The following is a 15,000-nucleotide window of genomic DNA, read 5'->3' as shown; positions in this document are numbered from 1 at the left end:
AGGACGGGGGTTGCGCTCGTTGCGGGACTTAACCCAACATCTCACGACACGAGCTGACGACAGCCATGCAGCACCTGTCTCCGGTCCAGCCGAACTGAAGAACTCCGTCTCTGGAGTCCGCGACCGGGATGTCAAGGGCTGGTAAGGTTCTGCGCGTTGCGTCGAATTAAACCACATGCTCCACCGCTTGTGCGGGCCCCCGTCAATTCCTTTGAGTTTTAATCTTGCGACCGTACTCCCCAGGCGGAATGCTTAAAGCGTTAGCTGCGCCACTAGTGAGTAAACCCACTAACGGCTGGCATTCATCGTTTACGGCGTGGACTACCAGGGTATCTAATCCTGTTTGCTCCCCACGCTTTCGTGCCTCAGCGTCAGTATCGGGCCAGTGAGCCGCCTTCGCCACTGGTGTTCTTGCGAATATCTACGAATTTCACCTCTACACTCGCAGTTCCACTCACCTCTCCCGAACTCAAGATCTTCAGTATCAAAGGCAGTTCTGGAGTTGAGCTCCAGGATTTCACCCCTGACTTAAAGACCCGCCTACGCACCCTTTACGCCCAGTGATTCCGAGCAACGCTAGCCCCCTTCGTATTACCGCGGCTGCTGGCACGAAGTTAGCCGGGGCTTATTCTTGCGGTACCGTCATTATCTTCCCGCACAAAAGAGCTTTACAACCCTAGGGCCTTCATCACTCACGCGGCATGGCTGGATCAGGCTTGCGCCCATTGTCCAATATTCCCCACTGCTGCCTCCCGTAGGAGTTTGGGCCGTGTCTCAGTCCCAATGTGGCTGATCATCCTCTCAGACCAGCTACTGATCGTCGCCTTGGTGAGCCATTACCTCACCAACTAGCTAATCAGACGCGGGCCGATCTTTCGGCGATAAATCTTTCCCCGTAAGGGCTTATCCGGTATTAGCACAAGTTTCCCTGTGTTGTTCCGAACCAAAAGGTACGTTCCCACGCGTTACTCACCCGTCTGCCGCTGACGTATTGCTACGCCCGCTCGACTTGCATGTGTTAAGCCTGCCGCCAGCGTTCGCTCTGAGCCAGGATCAAACTCTCAAGTTGGACTTGAAACTTTAAACCGGCTGATCACAACGTTTGACGAGGTCCCACCATTCTTCGCCGACCGAAGCCGACGAGCTGCCCACGATTCACATCGCTGGCAACGATGGTGTAACCTTTAAACGTGTACCGCCGAAGTCTTTCGTCCACTCCCAGAACTCAAAAGCCGAAGCTCTCAAGTATTCCGAGAGACGCAAGGACTCCGCCGTCCACGTTTCTCTTTCTTCATCTTCACTTGTCAAATAGCCCGGGATCCGTGGGACCCCACCCTTCCACTTCTGGAAGGTTCCCGCACACCTCATCCGACGACAAATAACAACCGACTGTTATCGGCTGTTGAGTCACTCATCGCAATGAGGAGCTTACGGGGCGCGAAAAGATGCGTTGGCCTCGGGGGCCAATGCATCGCCGCGCTCAGTGGCCGGGTTATAGGCCCGCCCGATCGGGGTTGTCAACGCCCCTCGTCAAGAAATTGTCGTATCGCTCGCAAGTTTTTTCAGACGCCAAGAAGTCCCTATGTTTCGGGCCTTTGGCCGCACTTGAGCCACAATCCTGCGACGATCTGACTATAAGGTATGCATTGAATCACCGGGTGCCAGTGGGGGCTGCCGGTCTTCATCTACCCGGGACAGGCGATATCGAGGAACCCGTCGCCTTTCCCATGCGGCCAGGAAACTTCGAGAGATCTGCTGACCATTGACGTTCGAGACTGTGGCCGGTCTTCTTCTGGCTTCTGATTCCCGAATTTCCATGCGTGCGGCAACGTCATGCTCCGGAATCCCTCCCTTAAAAGGGCGGAAACGTGGGGTCTGGATCGGGCGAGGTCTTGTCGGATGTCGATGGAATTTGGGGGGAGACAGGGTTGAGCCAGAAGGCGCCACGCGGGAGCGGCTATGGACGCGAGACCGGGATCATCGATCTCGGTCACGAGCCGCCACTTTCCGTCGATGGCTCCGAGGCTGCGGTGATCGATCGCCGCCGTGTCTCCGTACAATGGTTTAGCGGCACCATCCTGACTGGTCTGTGCGGCGCGGCTCTCATCGGCGGCGCCGTTTTTGCTTCGCTCGACGGCGAGATGACTTTTGCCAAGGTGCCGGAGCGCGTCGAGGGCGCGCTACGTGGTGCATTCAGCGCCAATGACCGTACCGCCACCCTGCACAAGAGCGACCGTCTGCCGCCGCCCGGCGAATCCACCGCCTCACGCAATGTAATGCGGGTGTCGACCGTTACCCGTGTTGGAAACCGCGACGTGATGCGGGTGCGGCCCTTCGTCCGCATCTCCGGCAACCTGTCGATGACGACGAGCGATCTCAGCTCGAAGATCCCGCCCTACAATGCCCAGCGCCTGCTGACCGATGTCGGCACCCCGACGCAGGCGGCGGCCGATGATCCGAACAATCCCGAAGCCGTCGAGCCGGACGCCGAAGTTTCCTTCGTTACCAAGGACCTCGCCACCGTGCTGCCCAAGGCGAAACTCGCCGCCGTGGTCGCGCTCGATGAAGTCCTGATGCGGGTACGGGACGCCGCGAACTGGCGAGGCTCGGGCGGTGTCCGCTACACGGCCCTCACTGCCGACGCCAGTGGCGTGCAGTCCGATATCAAGCTTGCCTATGCCACCGAGGGCAACGTCTCCGATCCCTATGCCGGCTTTGAAACCCGCATCGTGCCGGAAAACGTCACCCTGCTGCCGAAGACCAAGGACCAGATCACCGGCGGCAATCCGTCCGGAGAACGCGTTCACGTTGTGAAAAAGGGCGACACCATCGCTTCGATCCTGCGCGACCTGGGCGCGACGCCGGACGAAGCCAGGGCGGTTGCGCTGACCCTTGGCCCCCGCGGCCGCGACGGCGGCCTGAAGGAAGGTCAGAAGATCCGCATCCTGATGGCCCCCTCCGGCCTCGGACCCAGTGCCCGGCTGCAGCCCTATCGCGTGATTGTCGCCAACGAAACCACCGTCGAAGCCGTCGCCGCACTGTCGGACGTTGGCAAGTATGTCGCTGTCGACGTCCAGAGCATGAATACCGTCGCCGAAGCCGCAACCGGCAAGGATGACGATGACGACGATGAAGATGATGGCAGCGGCGTCCGGCTCTATCAGAGCATCTACGAGACCGCGCTGCGCAACAAGGTGCCGGCCACCGTGATCGAGGACATGGTCCGCATCTATTCTTACGACGTCGACTTCCAGCGCAAGGTGCAGCCGGGCGATTCCTTCGACGTGTTCTTCGCCGGCGACGACGAAGGCACCCCCACCAACGAAAAGACCGAAGTGTTGTTCGCTTCGCTGACGGTCGGCGGCGAGACCAAAAAATACTATCGCTTCCAGACCCCCGACGATTCCGTCGTCGACTTCTACGACGAGACCGGCAAGAGCGCGAAAAAGTTCCTGGTCCGCAAGCCCGTCAACAACGCGATCATGCGCTCGGGCTTCGGCGGCCGCCGCCATCCGATCCTCGGCTATACCAAGATGCACACCGGCGTGGACTGGGCGACGCCCTACGGCACGCCGATTTTCGCCTCCGGCAATGGCGTGGTCGAAAAGGTCGGCTGGGAAGGCGGTTACGGCAAATACGTTCGCCTGAAGCACAATAACGGCTACGAGACCGCCTACGGCCACATGTCGGCGTTCGCCAAGGGCATGGAGCCCGGCAAGCGCGTGCGCCAGGGCCAGGTGATCGGCTTCGTCGGATCGACCGGCATGTCGACCGGCGCCCACGTCCACTACGAAATCCTGGTCAACGGCCGCTTCGTCGATCCGATGCGTGTCAAGCTGCCGCGCGGCCGCTCGCTCGAAGGCTCAATGCTGGCGAACTTCGAAAAAGAGCGCGACCGGCTCGACATCCAGATGAACAACCGCGGCAGCTCGGCGCGGGTTTCTGAGGCCACCGGCACCACGCCGCAGACGCGCCAGGTCAGCCGCTGAGGCTCCGATAATATCCTGAAGATTCGATAGGACTTCTCGCGCCACGCTGCGTGCCGGATTTATGATCGTGGCCGCGCGTACAACCGACAGTTTCGTTTGCCAAACCGCCCATCGCGACAAATACTGCCCCCAACAAAAACAGTGGGAGGTAGCGTCATGACGAACAGGCTTGCACTCGCAGCAACCGTTGCGGCGATTGTTCTAGGAAACGCAGCCGGTGCATCGGCGCAGACCTATGAGGTCACCAGGCTGGTTCCGGGCTCGGCGTTTCATGGCGTGCACGGGCTCGGCATCGACAAATCCGGCCGCCTGTTCGCCGGCAGCGTCGCCGGCGCCGCGCTCTACGAGGTCGATCGCAATAACGGCACGGCGAAGATCGCCGTCCCCTCCCCCGAGGGCATGTCCGACGACATCGCGTTCGCGCCCGACGGCACCATGGCGTGGACCGCCTTCCTCACCGGCGATCTCTATTCACGCAAGGGCGACGGTCCGGTGAAGAAGCTCGCTTCCAGCCTGCCCGGCATCAACTCGCTCGCGTTCCGCAAGGACGGACGGCTGTACGCGACGCAGGTGTTTTTGGGCGACGCGCTCTATGAAATCGACGTCGAGGGCGCGAAACCGCCGCGCATGATCATGGAGAAGATGGGCGGCCTCAACGGCTTCGAATTCGGCCCCGACGACAAATTGTACGGCCCGCTATGGTTCAAGGGCCAGGTCGCCCGGGTCGACGTCGACAAGGGCGAACTTGCCGTGGTTGCCGACGGCTTCAAGATTCCGGCCGCCGTCAATTTCGATTCCAAGGGTAATCTCTGGGTTGTCGATACCGCGCTCGGCCAGTTGGTCCGGGTCGATCCGAAGTCCGGCGCGAAAAAGCTGGCCGCCCAGCTCAAGCCCTCGCTCGACAACCTCGCGATCGACGACAAGGACCGCATCTTCGTCTCCAACATGGCCGACAACGGCATTCAGGAAGTCGATCCGGAGACCGGCACTGCCAAGCAGGTCATTGTCGGTAAGCTGGCGCTGCCCGGCGGCATCGGCGTCGTCTCCGACGGAGCCAAGGACACCATCTACGTCGCTGACGTGTTCGCCTACCGCACCGTGGACGGCGCGACCGGCGAGGTCTCCGAACCCGCCCGCATGCACGCCGACGGCGTGACGCTGGAATACCCGATGAGCGCCACCGCGAGGGGCGACGACGTGCTGCTGTCGAGCTGGTTCACCGGCACCGTGCAACTGATCGACCGCAAGACCGGCAAGACCAGGGAGATGCTGCACGGCTTCAAGGCCCCGCATGACGCGGTCAAGCTCGGTGACGGCTCCATTCTCGTCAACGAACTCGGCAGCAAATCGCTGGTGCGAGCCAGCGGCGAGCACGGCAAGGACCGCACTGTCGTCGCAGGAAACCTCGAAGGGCCGGTGGGGCTCGCCGCCGGATCGGACAACACGGTCTATCTGACGGAGGCGTTCGCCGGACTGGTGTCGAAGGTCGGAAGCAACGGCGAAAAGACGGTGATCGCCAAGGACCTGAAGGGGCCCGAAGGCATCGCAGTCGCGCCAGACGGCAAGCTGATCGTGGCCGAAGTCGGCGCGAAACGCCTGGTCCAGATCGATCCCGCCAGCGGCACCGTTACCGAGATCGCCGCCAACCTCCCGATCGGCCTTCCCCCGGCGCCCGGCGGACTGCCGAGCAACATCCCGACCGGCGTCGGGGTTGGCGCGAGCGGGGTGATCTATTTCTCGTCGGATATCGAGAACGCGATTTACAAGGTCACGAAAAAATAGCCCCCGCGGCCTGCGGCTGCCGGAACTCCACCCGCGGTCCCCGGTTGACCGTGCAGGACGAAGCCGTCGGCCGACGCGGCGGCCGGCGCATGGCCAAACGATGGAGGGTCGTCATGCAGCTGACGCGTGAGGACGTTGCCAGGGTGGTCGGCGCCGCCGACGATGTGACCATCGCCCAGATCATTGGAACCGGCGCCACCGTGGACGAACTCGCGGAGGCCCATGCCTGGCTCGCCAATGACGAGCCGATGATGAACGCCGGCAAGCCGTTGGCAACGGGCCGCGTGCGCGAACTCGTCGACATCCTCTCGGAGCTTGATCCCGGTGAGGATGACGACGAACGCGGCGGCAGCAGCCCGCCTCCCGAGCAAGCCTGACCCGACAATCCGGCGAGTGGATGCCGCCTGCATATAGCGGGATGCATCCACTTGCTTTCATGCCTGCGCTTTCAGCCCGGCCTAGTTCAGCTTGCGCTTCGGCACCGGTGTCTCGAACTGCGCGATCTCGGCAGTCTGAGCTGCCTTGCCGTTGAAGGTCAGCACATTGCCCTCGCTCGAGATCACGACGTGGTCACCGTCGGCGACATCGCCTGAGAGAATCATCTCGGCCAGCGGATCCTGCAAGCTGCGCTGGATCACCCGCTTCAGCGGCCTTGCGCCGTAAGCCGGATCCCAGCCCTTGGCGGCCAGCCAGTCGCGCGCGGCCGCATCGAGCGTCAGCGTGATCTTGCGATCCTCCAGCAATCTCTGCAGGCGCGCGAACTGGATCTCGACGATCCGGCCCATCTCGCTCTTCTGCAAGCGGTGGAACAGGATGATCTCGTCGACGCGGTTGAGGAATTCGGGCCGGAAGTGCATCCGCACCATCCCCATCACCTGCTCGCGCACCGCCGCGGTGTCCTCACCCTCCGGCTGGTTCACCAAAAACTCCGAACCGAGGTTCGAGGTCATGATGATCAGCGTATTGCGGAAGTCGACGGTGCGGCCCTGGCCGTCGGTCAGCCGGCCGTCGTCGAGCACCTGCAGCAGCACGTTGAAGACGTCGGGATGCGCCTTCTCGATCTCGTCGAACAGCACGACCTGATAGGGCCGCCGCCGCACCGCTTCGGTCAGCGCCCCGCCCTCGTCATAGCCGACATAGCCGGGAGGCGCGCCGATCAGCCGCGACACCGAGTGCTTTTCCATGAACTCGGACATGTCGAGACGGACCATCGCGGTCTCGTCGTTGAACAGATATTCCGCCAGCGCCTTCGTCAGCTCGGTCTTGCCGACGCCGGTCGGCCCCAGGAACATGAACGAGCCCATTGGACGGTTCGGGTCCTGTAGCCCTGCGCGCGAACGGCGCACGGCGGTCGCCACCGCCCGCACGGCTTCGGCCTGGCCGACGACGCGCTTGCCCAGCGCGTTCTCCATCTTCAGGAGCTTGTCCTTTTCGCCTTCCAGCATCTTGTCGACGGGAACGCCGGTCCACCGCGAGACGACCTGCGCGATGTGGTTGGCGGTCACCGCCTCCTCCATCATCTCGCCGGAGTCCTCGTTGGCCTCGATGGTTTCGAGACGCTTCTCCAGCTCCGGAATCTTGCCATAGGCAAGCTCGCCCGCACGCTGGAATTCGCCGCGGCGTTGCGCATTGGCGAGTTCGATGCGCAACGCATCGAGCTCGCTCTTGATCTTCTGCGCGTCGGAGAGCTTGTTCTTCTCCGCGCTCCAGCGCGACGTCAGGGCCGCCGACTTTTCCTCCAGATCCGCCAGTTCCTTTTCCAGCGACTGCAGCCGGCTCTTGGAGCCGATATCGGTTTCCTTCTTCAGCGCCTCCTGCTCGATCTTCAGCCGGATGATTTCCCGATCCATCAGATCGAGCTCTTCCGGCTTGGAATCGACCTGCATCTTCAGCCGCGCCGCTGCCTCGTCCATCAGGTCGATCGCCTTGTCGGGCAGAAAACGGTCCGTGATGTAACGGTTCGACAGCGTGGTCGCCGCCACCAGAGCGGAATCGGTGATTCGGACGCCGTGGTGCTGTTCGTACTTGTCCTTCAGGCCGCGCAGGATCGAGATGGTGTCCTCGACCGTCGGCTCGGAGACGAACACCGGCTGAAAGCGTCGCGCCAGCGCGGCGTCCTTTTCGACATGCTTGCGGTATTCGTCGAGCGTGGTGGCGCCGATGCAGTGCAGCTCGCCGCGCGCCAGCGCAGGCTTCAAGAGGTTGGACGCGTCCATCGCGCCGTCGGCCTTGCCGGCGCCGACGAGGGTGTGCATCTCGTCGATGAACAGGATGATCGAGCCTTCGGCGGCAGTGACTTCCTGCAGCACGGCCTTCAGCCGCTCCTCGAACTCGCCGCGATACTTGGCGCCTGCGATCAGCGCGCCCATGTCGAGCGACAGCAGCTTCTTGTCCTGCAGGCTCTCGGGCACGTCGCCATTGAGGATGCGCAGCGCCAGGCCCTCGACGATCGCGGTCTTGCCGACGCCGGGCTCGCCGATCAGCACGGGGTTGTTCTTGGTGCGGCGGGACAGCACCTGGATGGTGCGGCGGATTTCCTCGTCGCGGCCGATCACCGGATCGAGCTTGCCGTCGCGCGCGGCCTGCGTGAGGTCGCGGGCATATTTCTTCAGCGCGTCATAGGCGTTTTCCGCCGTCGCGCTATCCGCGCTGCGGCCCTTGCGCAGCGCTTCGATCGCCGCGTTGAGGCTTTGCGGCGTGACGCCGCCCTTGTTCAGGATGTTACCGGCCTCGCCGTTCTTCTCGAGCGTCAGGCCCAGCAGCAACCGCTCGACGGTGACAAAGCTGTCGCCGGCCTTCTCGGCCGCCTTTTCCGCCGCATCGAAGGCGCGCGCCATGTCGGGGGCGAGATAGATCTGCCCGGCGCCACTGCCCGAAACCTTCGGCAGCTTCTTCAGCGCGTCCTCGGTCGCCTTGAGGATGGCGCGGGAATTGCCGCCGGCGCGGTCGATCAGACCTGCGGCCAGCCCTTCGCTATCATCAAGCAGGACTTTGAGGACGTGCAGCGACGAGAACTGCTGGTGCCCGTCGCGCATGGCGAGCGACTGCGCAGACTGGACAAAGCCGCGCGCCCGCTCGGTGTATTTTTCAATATTCATAGTTTGATTCCCTCGGCCTACCGCCCTCACCCCTGAGGCATGATTGCGGCATCTTCATTGGGGATACGCGGACCGCGTTGACATTCCTCAACCGGCCGCGGGTCGTCGCCCGCTTTTCAGGCTTGATGCAAATGTGGGCATGACCGGGCAAAACGGAAGAGCCGCGGCTATAAATTCGGAGTTGTGGCGCGAGCCGGAGGAATCCCTTAATAAGCCGCATGGACGCCACTTCCCCTGCCCGGATCACTGGGATTTACCGTTACCCCGTCAAGGGCCTGACCCCGGAGCAGCTCGGCCGCGCCGAACTGAAGCCCGGACAGACCCTCTTGGCCGATCGCCGCTACGCCATCGAGAACGGCCCGTCCGGGTTTGATCCGGCGGAACCGAAATGGATGCCGAAGGCGCACTTCCTGATGCTGATGCGGGATGAATGGCTGGCCGGCCTGCGCACTCATTTCGACGATGAGAGCCAGGTCCTCTCGATTCGCCAAAATGGCGAGATCGCAGCCCAGGGCAACCTGGCGACCGCCGAGGGCCGGCAGGCAATCGAGAATTTTTTCGCCACCGCCTTTGCCGGCCAGATCAAGGGGCCGCCGAAGGTGCTGGAGAGCCCGGCCACAGCTTTTCGGACGTCGCCCGCAAGGTGGTTTCCATCATCAACCTCGCCAGCGTCCGCGCCATCGAGGATATCGTCGGCGCACCGGTCCATCCGCTTCGCTTCCGTGGCAATCTCCATGTCGAGGGCTGGCCGGCCTGGCACGAATTCGACCTGCTCGACCGCACGCTTGCGATCGGCGACGTCAGGCTCAAGGTGGTGAAACGCATCGTCCGCTGCACCGCCATCAATGTCGATCCCGATACCGCCCAGCGCGACCTCGCGATCCCGCCGGCGTTGCAGCGCAAGTTCAGCCATGCCGATTGCGGGATCTATGCCGAAGTGATCACCGGCGGCACGATCAGTGCCGGCGACGCGATCGCGGCGGAGCAGGCGGCGTTGCTTTAGTCGTAGGGTGGGCAAAGGCCTCTTGGCCGTGCCCACCATTCTCAATCCCGACGCAGCTAGACTTGTGGTGGCACGCTTCGCTTTGCCAACCCACGGAACGCCCCGTCATTGCGATATGACTTCGCATTCTCGCGACGTATCCGCCCGAGGTTTGCATCTGATGTCTTCTCCCGAAAGAGGGAGCAGGGAATGCCGGGTGCTCGCCGCACCCGCGGTCTCGTGTGCAATAGGTGTAGAAGGTGCGCACACGAGCATACAGGTACAGCCGAAGCAGTCCGGCATTCCCTGCGCAAGGGAGAGAATTGGCCGAAAAATCCGAGAGAAATCAATGCGATGCGGCTGTTGTGTTCACATTAGTGTCGCGATTCGCTTTTGCGCCCTACCGTACTCTTACGGGCCACGTAACGAGGTGCGATACTTTAACTTCAGACCTCATGACGACGTTCGCTGAATGCGTGCCTCCGACAACCTGCAACGTGCTGATCTATTGCCGCGATCATCGATACAGCCATCACATCGACCAATGCTGACGGCTGGGCCGATGATGTCAGGCTCTCCGATATCGAACCGACCGGGCGTACCAGTCGGCTAGAAAAAGGTACAGGATTGCAACGCAGCGCCCATTGCGGTGGGCGTCACGGTGCAATTGCGCACCACTAAGGGGAGGGAATGGAAATGAAACGCTCAGTTTTATTGGCATTGTGCATCCCGTTTGTGTTTTCGGCTCCAGCATCTGCCGATGATATGAAGCAGGAAATCACCAAGATCGCTTCTGTCTATATGGATTGCTTCAGCAAGCAGGATCCTGCCTGCATCGCGGCGCTCTACACCAAGGATGGCTTCATCGTTAATCCGGCCGGCAAGCACGTCATCACAGAATACTATGGCGGTGCCTTCAAGGCCGGACTGACCAAGCTCGAAGCCACGGTCGATGAGGTGTGGGAGATCGACAATGATACCCCTGGTGCCATGGGCAAATTCCGTGTCACTGGCAAGAACGACAAGGGCGAGCCGATGGATACGGCTGGCGTCTGGACAGCCGTCTATGTCAAGCAAGACGGCAAGTGGAAAGCCCGGATGCTGACAGCGGCTCCACTTCCCCCCAAGAAAGACTAATCTTTAAAGCGAAGCGCCCACCTCGCCAGAGGTGGGCGTTACGATTGACCAAACGCCGACGGTCTGCTGCGATCATCGATGCAGCCCATATAACTTCGAACCATTGCCGACGGCTGGGCCGATGACGCCCGGATCTCCCAAATCGAGCCAAACTCCACCTGCGCACGCTGGAAAAAAGAGTGCGGATGTGCGGCCGACGCACCCACGTGCCTGGTTGGGCCACCCTGTGAATAACCGGGAGAAAATCCTCAAGCATCGTATTGCTACCCTGCATTGTGTCATCGTGAAAGCTCCCGATTCGCAGAAAATGCGAGAGACGACGACCACATGGCACAAGGAGAGATCGCCACCGTGGTGATGGCGAGGTAGACCGTGTCCACCATTGATAGTCTACTCGCGATCTTCACAATCAATAAGCTACGCGATTTGAAGACGCATTGTCGCGGGTCGATAGTGAGTAAACGGGACCTAGCAGATTTCATCATGTGGTGCCGGTCATCAGCAGATGCTCCCTTCCTCCACTCATCCCATCATCGCGACTTCATTCCAAAGCACTTGATCCTGTCGGATTCAGACCATGCGGCACTCGCAGCGAACGGTGTCGGTCGATTCAAGCCAGCCGCTCAAAAGGCCGCCAACAAGATTTACGCCACGTTCGGAGAACGGCGGATGCTTTCCGGACATCTGTTTTGGAACGAACGGGCATGGCATTTTTTCTATTTTGATAATCACGATCAAGCCAAGCACAAAAATCATTGGGCGGGTGGGCCTCATATTCATCTACTAAACCATCTATGGCCAAATCGATCATCGGATTCGGTATGGGAAGAATTCTGCAGAGGAAACCCCACGATGAAAGGAGCGCTGCATATTCGCTTTGAACGCGGCTAAACAACGGAGCCATTGTTTGCGCTGCGATGATAGCATCTTAATGGAACGGCATCGGGCAAAGGGGTAGTAGGCTAATGGCCGCAGCGCGAAACATCATGCGTGGCACATTTCGGGCATCAGTTGCCGTTGCAGTTCTGGCAGGCGCTTATGGTGTCTATGAGAGAGTTGCCGCGTTCTCTGAAGCTAAAGACCGCAATTTTAAGATGATGCTGACGCTGGAGTGCGGCTCACGCCTGTCAGAAGAAACGTTGAGGCGAACACTGAACGAGCATGGCCTCCTCGATCTCGGCAAGGTGGGCTGTGCCAGCGAACCTTTCCGGGCTTCGTTTGACGAGATTCGCCAAGCGCGTGACGGGGTATGGAGGCGCGACTGGCAGGAGACGAGGTTCGACATGAAGGCGGCGGCTGAATATGCACTTGGTTACGCGGCAGTGGCCTTGCTTCTCGTCAACCTGTTGGGTCTGGCATTTGTAGCGGTGCGCGCCGTTTTCGGCTGGATCGCGACAGGTTACAGGCCAGCACCATGAGCGACGAAACACTGGTTTTGCCGGAGAGCGGTGGGGCGAAGTAGATGAAGTATGCAGCTCTTATGGCGCTGGTCGCCAGTTTCGCTGGCGCTCAAATGGTTGCGCCCACGCCTTCGCTTGCCGACGTGCTGAGGTGCAAGATCGAAGGCTACCGCGAGGACGTTTTCATCACCACGTCGCCCGACACCAATTCCAGCGATGGCCAATATGCCCGGATCGGCATCTCGCGCGGCATCGGCAACCGGGCCTTCGTTGTTGCCGATCGCATGGGCGCTACCGCGTTCGTTGAACTGAACGCTGACGACACACCGGTTGGACTGATTACAGTTCAGAAGGATCTGCGCGTGATCAAATCACGTCAGTCAATCGACCCCTCCGACATGGTGTTCGCACCATCCCAAAGTGCGCGTGTGTGTACCCGAACGCGCTGAGTTATCCGAGGACAGGCATCGCTATGAACGACGACGATGACGACGATTTCGAACAGTTGGTTCTCGCCAATAAGCGGGAATGGAACAGCTTCTGGTTCTGGCGCGACAAGCCGGTCGGCGAAAGCGGTATTGCCCGAAACATCCTTGAAGCAACCGGTGTTCAGGTCGATGGCCTAAGGTCGCTCGACCCAAACGACCCGCCCGATTGCGAAGCAACCTTGGACGGCCAGTTTTCTGGTGTCGAGGTAACAGAGCTAGTTCACCGGCCTACGCTGGAACGATCGATCAAAGCGGTGAGACAGCGTTCGCGGGGTGAAGAGCCTCGGAAGCCTGAAGCCTATTTCGACTGGCATCGCGACGACCTGATTGCAGCCCTTCAGGCAATGCTGAATGCGAAAGACGCGGCGAAGCTGAAACGATCTTACGAACGGTATGTGCTGGTGATCCATACCGATGAGTTTTTCTTGGACAGCGACCGAGTCGGGAGTTTCCTGAAAGGCGCGAGGTTCAACACCAGTCTCATAACCCATGCATTTCTGGGTTTGTCGTATGAGCCCGGCAAAGGCTATCCAGTATTTGAGCTTGAGCTAGTGCGCGCCTGATGAACATGATCAGCCACATCGCGCACTTCTCGCTCATGTGCAATACGATTTCCACCGTGGTGATCAGCCAGCTGATGACCTGGCCATCGCGACTGATCTCCGAAGCTAACCCGCGCCGTAAGGCTTGTTGAGAAAGTAATCGCGATTGCCTAGCGCCTTCTCTGCATACTGAAATACCGTGATTCTACGGAATCCTCATTTCTGCTGAACGCGATAAAATCACTCTTGCCAGCGTGGTGTTTTCATTCCCGAACAAATTTGGGCTGGCGAGGGGCCGCAGCAATGCGGCCCTTTTGCTATCCGGTACCCGGTCGCTCGGAGCAACGTGTCCAAATTCGGCAACAACACCAACTGGGGCAGGCTAACAATGCGTCCAAGCGCGAGGTCCGCTTTGCACCAATCAACAGACATCGTCAGCTTGGCGCGGCACGTCCGAGACGGGCCAAAAACCGGAAGCGGTCACCTCGCCCTGATGCATTTTGGCGCTGTCGCCAAATCGCATCAAGTCAAACCAAAGCGCGCACACAAGTCAGTGACGCTTTCGTAATCCATATCCAACTCAGCGATCTGCGCGTTGATGTAGGTCAATTGTCAGCCCGCTTAAGGGTTCAAGCTGCAGGATTGCACGGGGACAATTAGGCATTCTGCACCTGCCGCCAGCCCCTCGAACCTGCCGAAGTCCCAAGGGGCGAATGGACGGCAAAAGACGCCATCGGTGGGCGAGTGATCTGAAAACCAACTGACCTGCTGGAAGGAGGAACATCATGAACCGACGTACCATACTTATGTTAGGGCTGTTGTCGGCTGTATTCGCCACGGCGGCGCCACAGGTTGGAGTTACGCAGAGTAATCCTCTGATAGGGACGTGGAAGCTCAATCTCGCAAAATCAAAATTTAGTCCTGGGCCGCCGCCGAAGAGCCAAACCCTGACCTTCGAAGGGGCGGGGCAAGATCTGAAGAACACCGCCGAGACAATCGACGCACAGGGTCAGGCGACAAAGACGGTCTTCATGCATATCTACGATGGGAAGCCCCACCCCACAACGGGCAACGTTGTATTCGACGCAACTACCTACACGCAAATCGATGCTAACCACGTGAACTGGGTCCGTTCGAAAGCTGAAAAGGCAGTCCAAACCGGCTCCAACGTAATATCCAGTGATGGTAAGACTTTTACGGTTACTACCGATGGCACCGGCGCGAACGGTCAGCCGATCAGCAACGTTGCCGTCTATGAAAAGCAGTAAGTCGTTCGATCAATAGCTAAGTTTCTCGTCTGCGCCGGAGCGGAAATGCACCTTCTGCGCCGAAGTGAACAAGCGGCCTCGGGCATCTGGCCTGCAAAACGTTCCATTCTGAAACCAAACGATACAGGTTTCTATCAACCTTATCATCGTTGACCCAGACCTGCAGTGACGCAGTAGACCTGCGGCAATACAAAACCGTGAAGCCTTCTAGTGCGAAATATGTTGTGCGATCTTTTGCGACGTAACGGCGACCGTGCGTCAAAACGCACGACTTCCGGTATGGGTCTTAGCTGACCTCACAGCACCGTCTTCGG

10 protein-coding genes, 1 rRNA gene and 1 pseudogene (1 of these 12 only partly in view) are annotated in these 15,000 nt (G+C 60.1%); 10 read left to right on the top strand and 2 right to left on the bottom strand.

Going from position 1 to position 15,000, the window contains the following annotated elements; all coding sequences use genetic code 11:
- A 16S ribosomal RNA gene (locus CQ12_RS14295) occupies window positions 1-1,069 on the bottom strand; it reaches 420 nt to the left of the window's first position.
- A gap of 859 nt (window positions 1,070-1,928) precedes the next feature.
- On the opposite strand from CQ12_RS14295, the gene CQ12_RS14290 reads away from it, so the two are divergent.
- The 3 genes from CQ12_RS14290 (at window position 1,929) to CQ12_RS14280 (ending at window position 6,148) form a co-directional block, all read left to right on the top strand.
- On the top strand, window positions 1,929-3,989 hold the full coding sequence (locus CQ12_RS14290; protein WP_057835943.1) for a M23 family metallopeptidase: 2,061 nt from the start codon (window positions 1,929-1,931) through the stop codon (window positions 3,987-3,989).
- Window positions 3,990-4,145: 156 nt separating this feature from the next.
- Window positions 4,146-5,771, top strand: coding sequence for a Vgb family protein (locus CQ12_RS14285; RefSeq protein ID WP_057835942.1), 1,626 nt, complete (start codon window positions 4,146-4,148; stop codon window positions 5,769-5,771).
- Between the two features lie 113 nt (window positions 5,772-5,884).
- Complete coding sequence (locus CQ12_RS14280; protein ID WP_057835946.1) at window positions 5,885-6,148, top strand: hypothetical protein; 264 nt, start codon at window positions 5,885-5,887, stop codon at window positions 6,146-6,148.
- A gap of 81 nt (window positions 6,149-6,229) precedes the next feature.
- On the opposite strand, the gene clpB is transcribed toward CQ12_RS14280, so the two are convergent.
- The gene (clpB, locus tag CQ12_RS14275) at window positions 6,230-8,869 is read right to left on the bottom strand and encodes an ATP-dependent chaperone ClpB (protein WP_057835941.1); all 2,640 of its coding nucleotides are present in this window, start codon (window positions 8,867-8,869) and stop codon (window positions 6,230-6,232) included.
- 218 nt (window positions 8,870-9,087) lie between these two features.
- Between clpB and CQ12_RS14270 the strand changes: the two are divergent.
- The 7 genes and pseudogenes from CQ12_RS14270 (at window position 9,088) to CQ12_RS14240 (ending at window position 14,686) form a co-directional block, all read left to right on the top strand.
- A pseudogene (locus CQ12_RS14270) lies at window positions 9,088-9,872 on the top strand (MOSC domain-containing protein).
- A gap of 675 nt (window positions 9,873-10,547) precedes the next feature.
- Window positions 10,548-10,988, top strand: coding sequence for a YybH family protein (locus CQ12_RS14265; protein WP_057835945.1), 441 nt, complete (start codon window positions 10,548-10,550; stop codon window positions 10,986-10,988).
- Between the two features lie 372 nt (window positions 10,989-11,360).
- Window positions 11,361-11,879, top strand: a complete 519-nt coding sequence (locus CQ12_RS43720) for a hypothetical protein (protein ID WP_157088210.1) — start codon at window positions 11,361-11,363, stop codon at window positions 11,877-11,879.
- A gap of 95 nt (window positions 11,880-11,974) precedes the next feature.
- Complete coding sequence (locus CQ12_RS14255) at window positions 11,975-12,406, top strand: hypothetical protein (protein ID WP_157088209.1); 432 nt, start codon at window positions 11,975-11,977, stop codon at window positions 12,404-12,406.
- A 44-nt stretch (window positions 12,407-12,450) separates the two neighbouring features.
- A complete protein-coding gene (locus tag CQ12_RS14250) occupies window positions 12,451-12,837 on the top strand; it encodes a hypothetical protein (RefSeq protein WP_245309917.1) in 387 nt (128 codons plus the stop codon).
- A gap of 23 nt (window positions 12,838-12,860) precedes the next feature.
- A complete protein-coding gene (locus CQ12_RS14245) occupies window positions 12,861-13,439 on the top strand; it encodes a hypothetical protein (protein WP_057835937.1) in 579 nt (192 codons plus the stop codon).
- 764 nt (window positions 13,440-14,203) lie between these two features.
- Window positions 14,204-14,686 (top strand): hypothetical protein, encoded by a 483-nt coding sequence (locus CQ12_RS14240; RefSeq protein WP_057835936.1) that lies wholly within the window; start codon window positions 14,204-14,206, stop codon window positions 14,684-14,686.
- Window positions 14,687-15,000 lie beyond the last annotated feature (314 nt).

It is taken from the genome of Bradyrhizobium jicamae, assembly GCF_001440395.1.
GTDB classification, from domain to species: domain Bacteria; phylum Pseudomonadota; class Alphaproteobacteria; order Rhizobiales; family Xanthobacteraceae; genus Bradyrhizobium; species Bradyrhizobium jicamae.
This window is presented reverse-complemented; position numbering and strand designations above follow the sequence as displayed.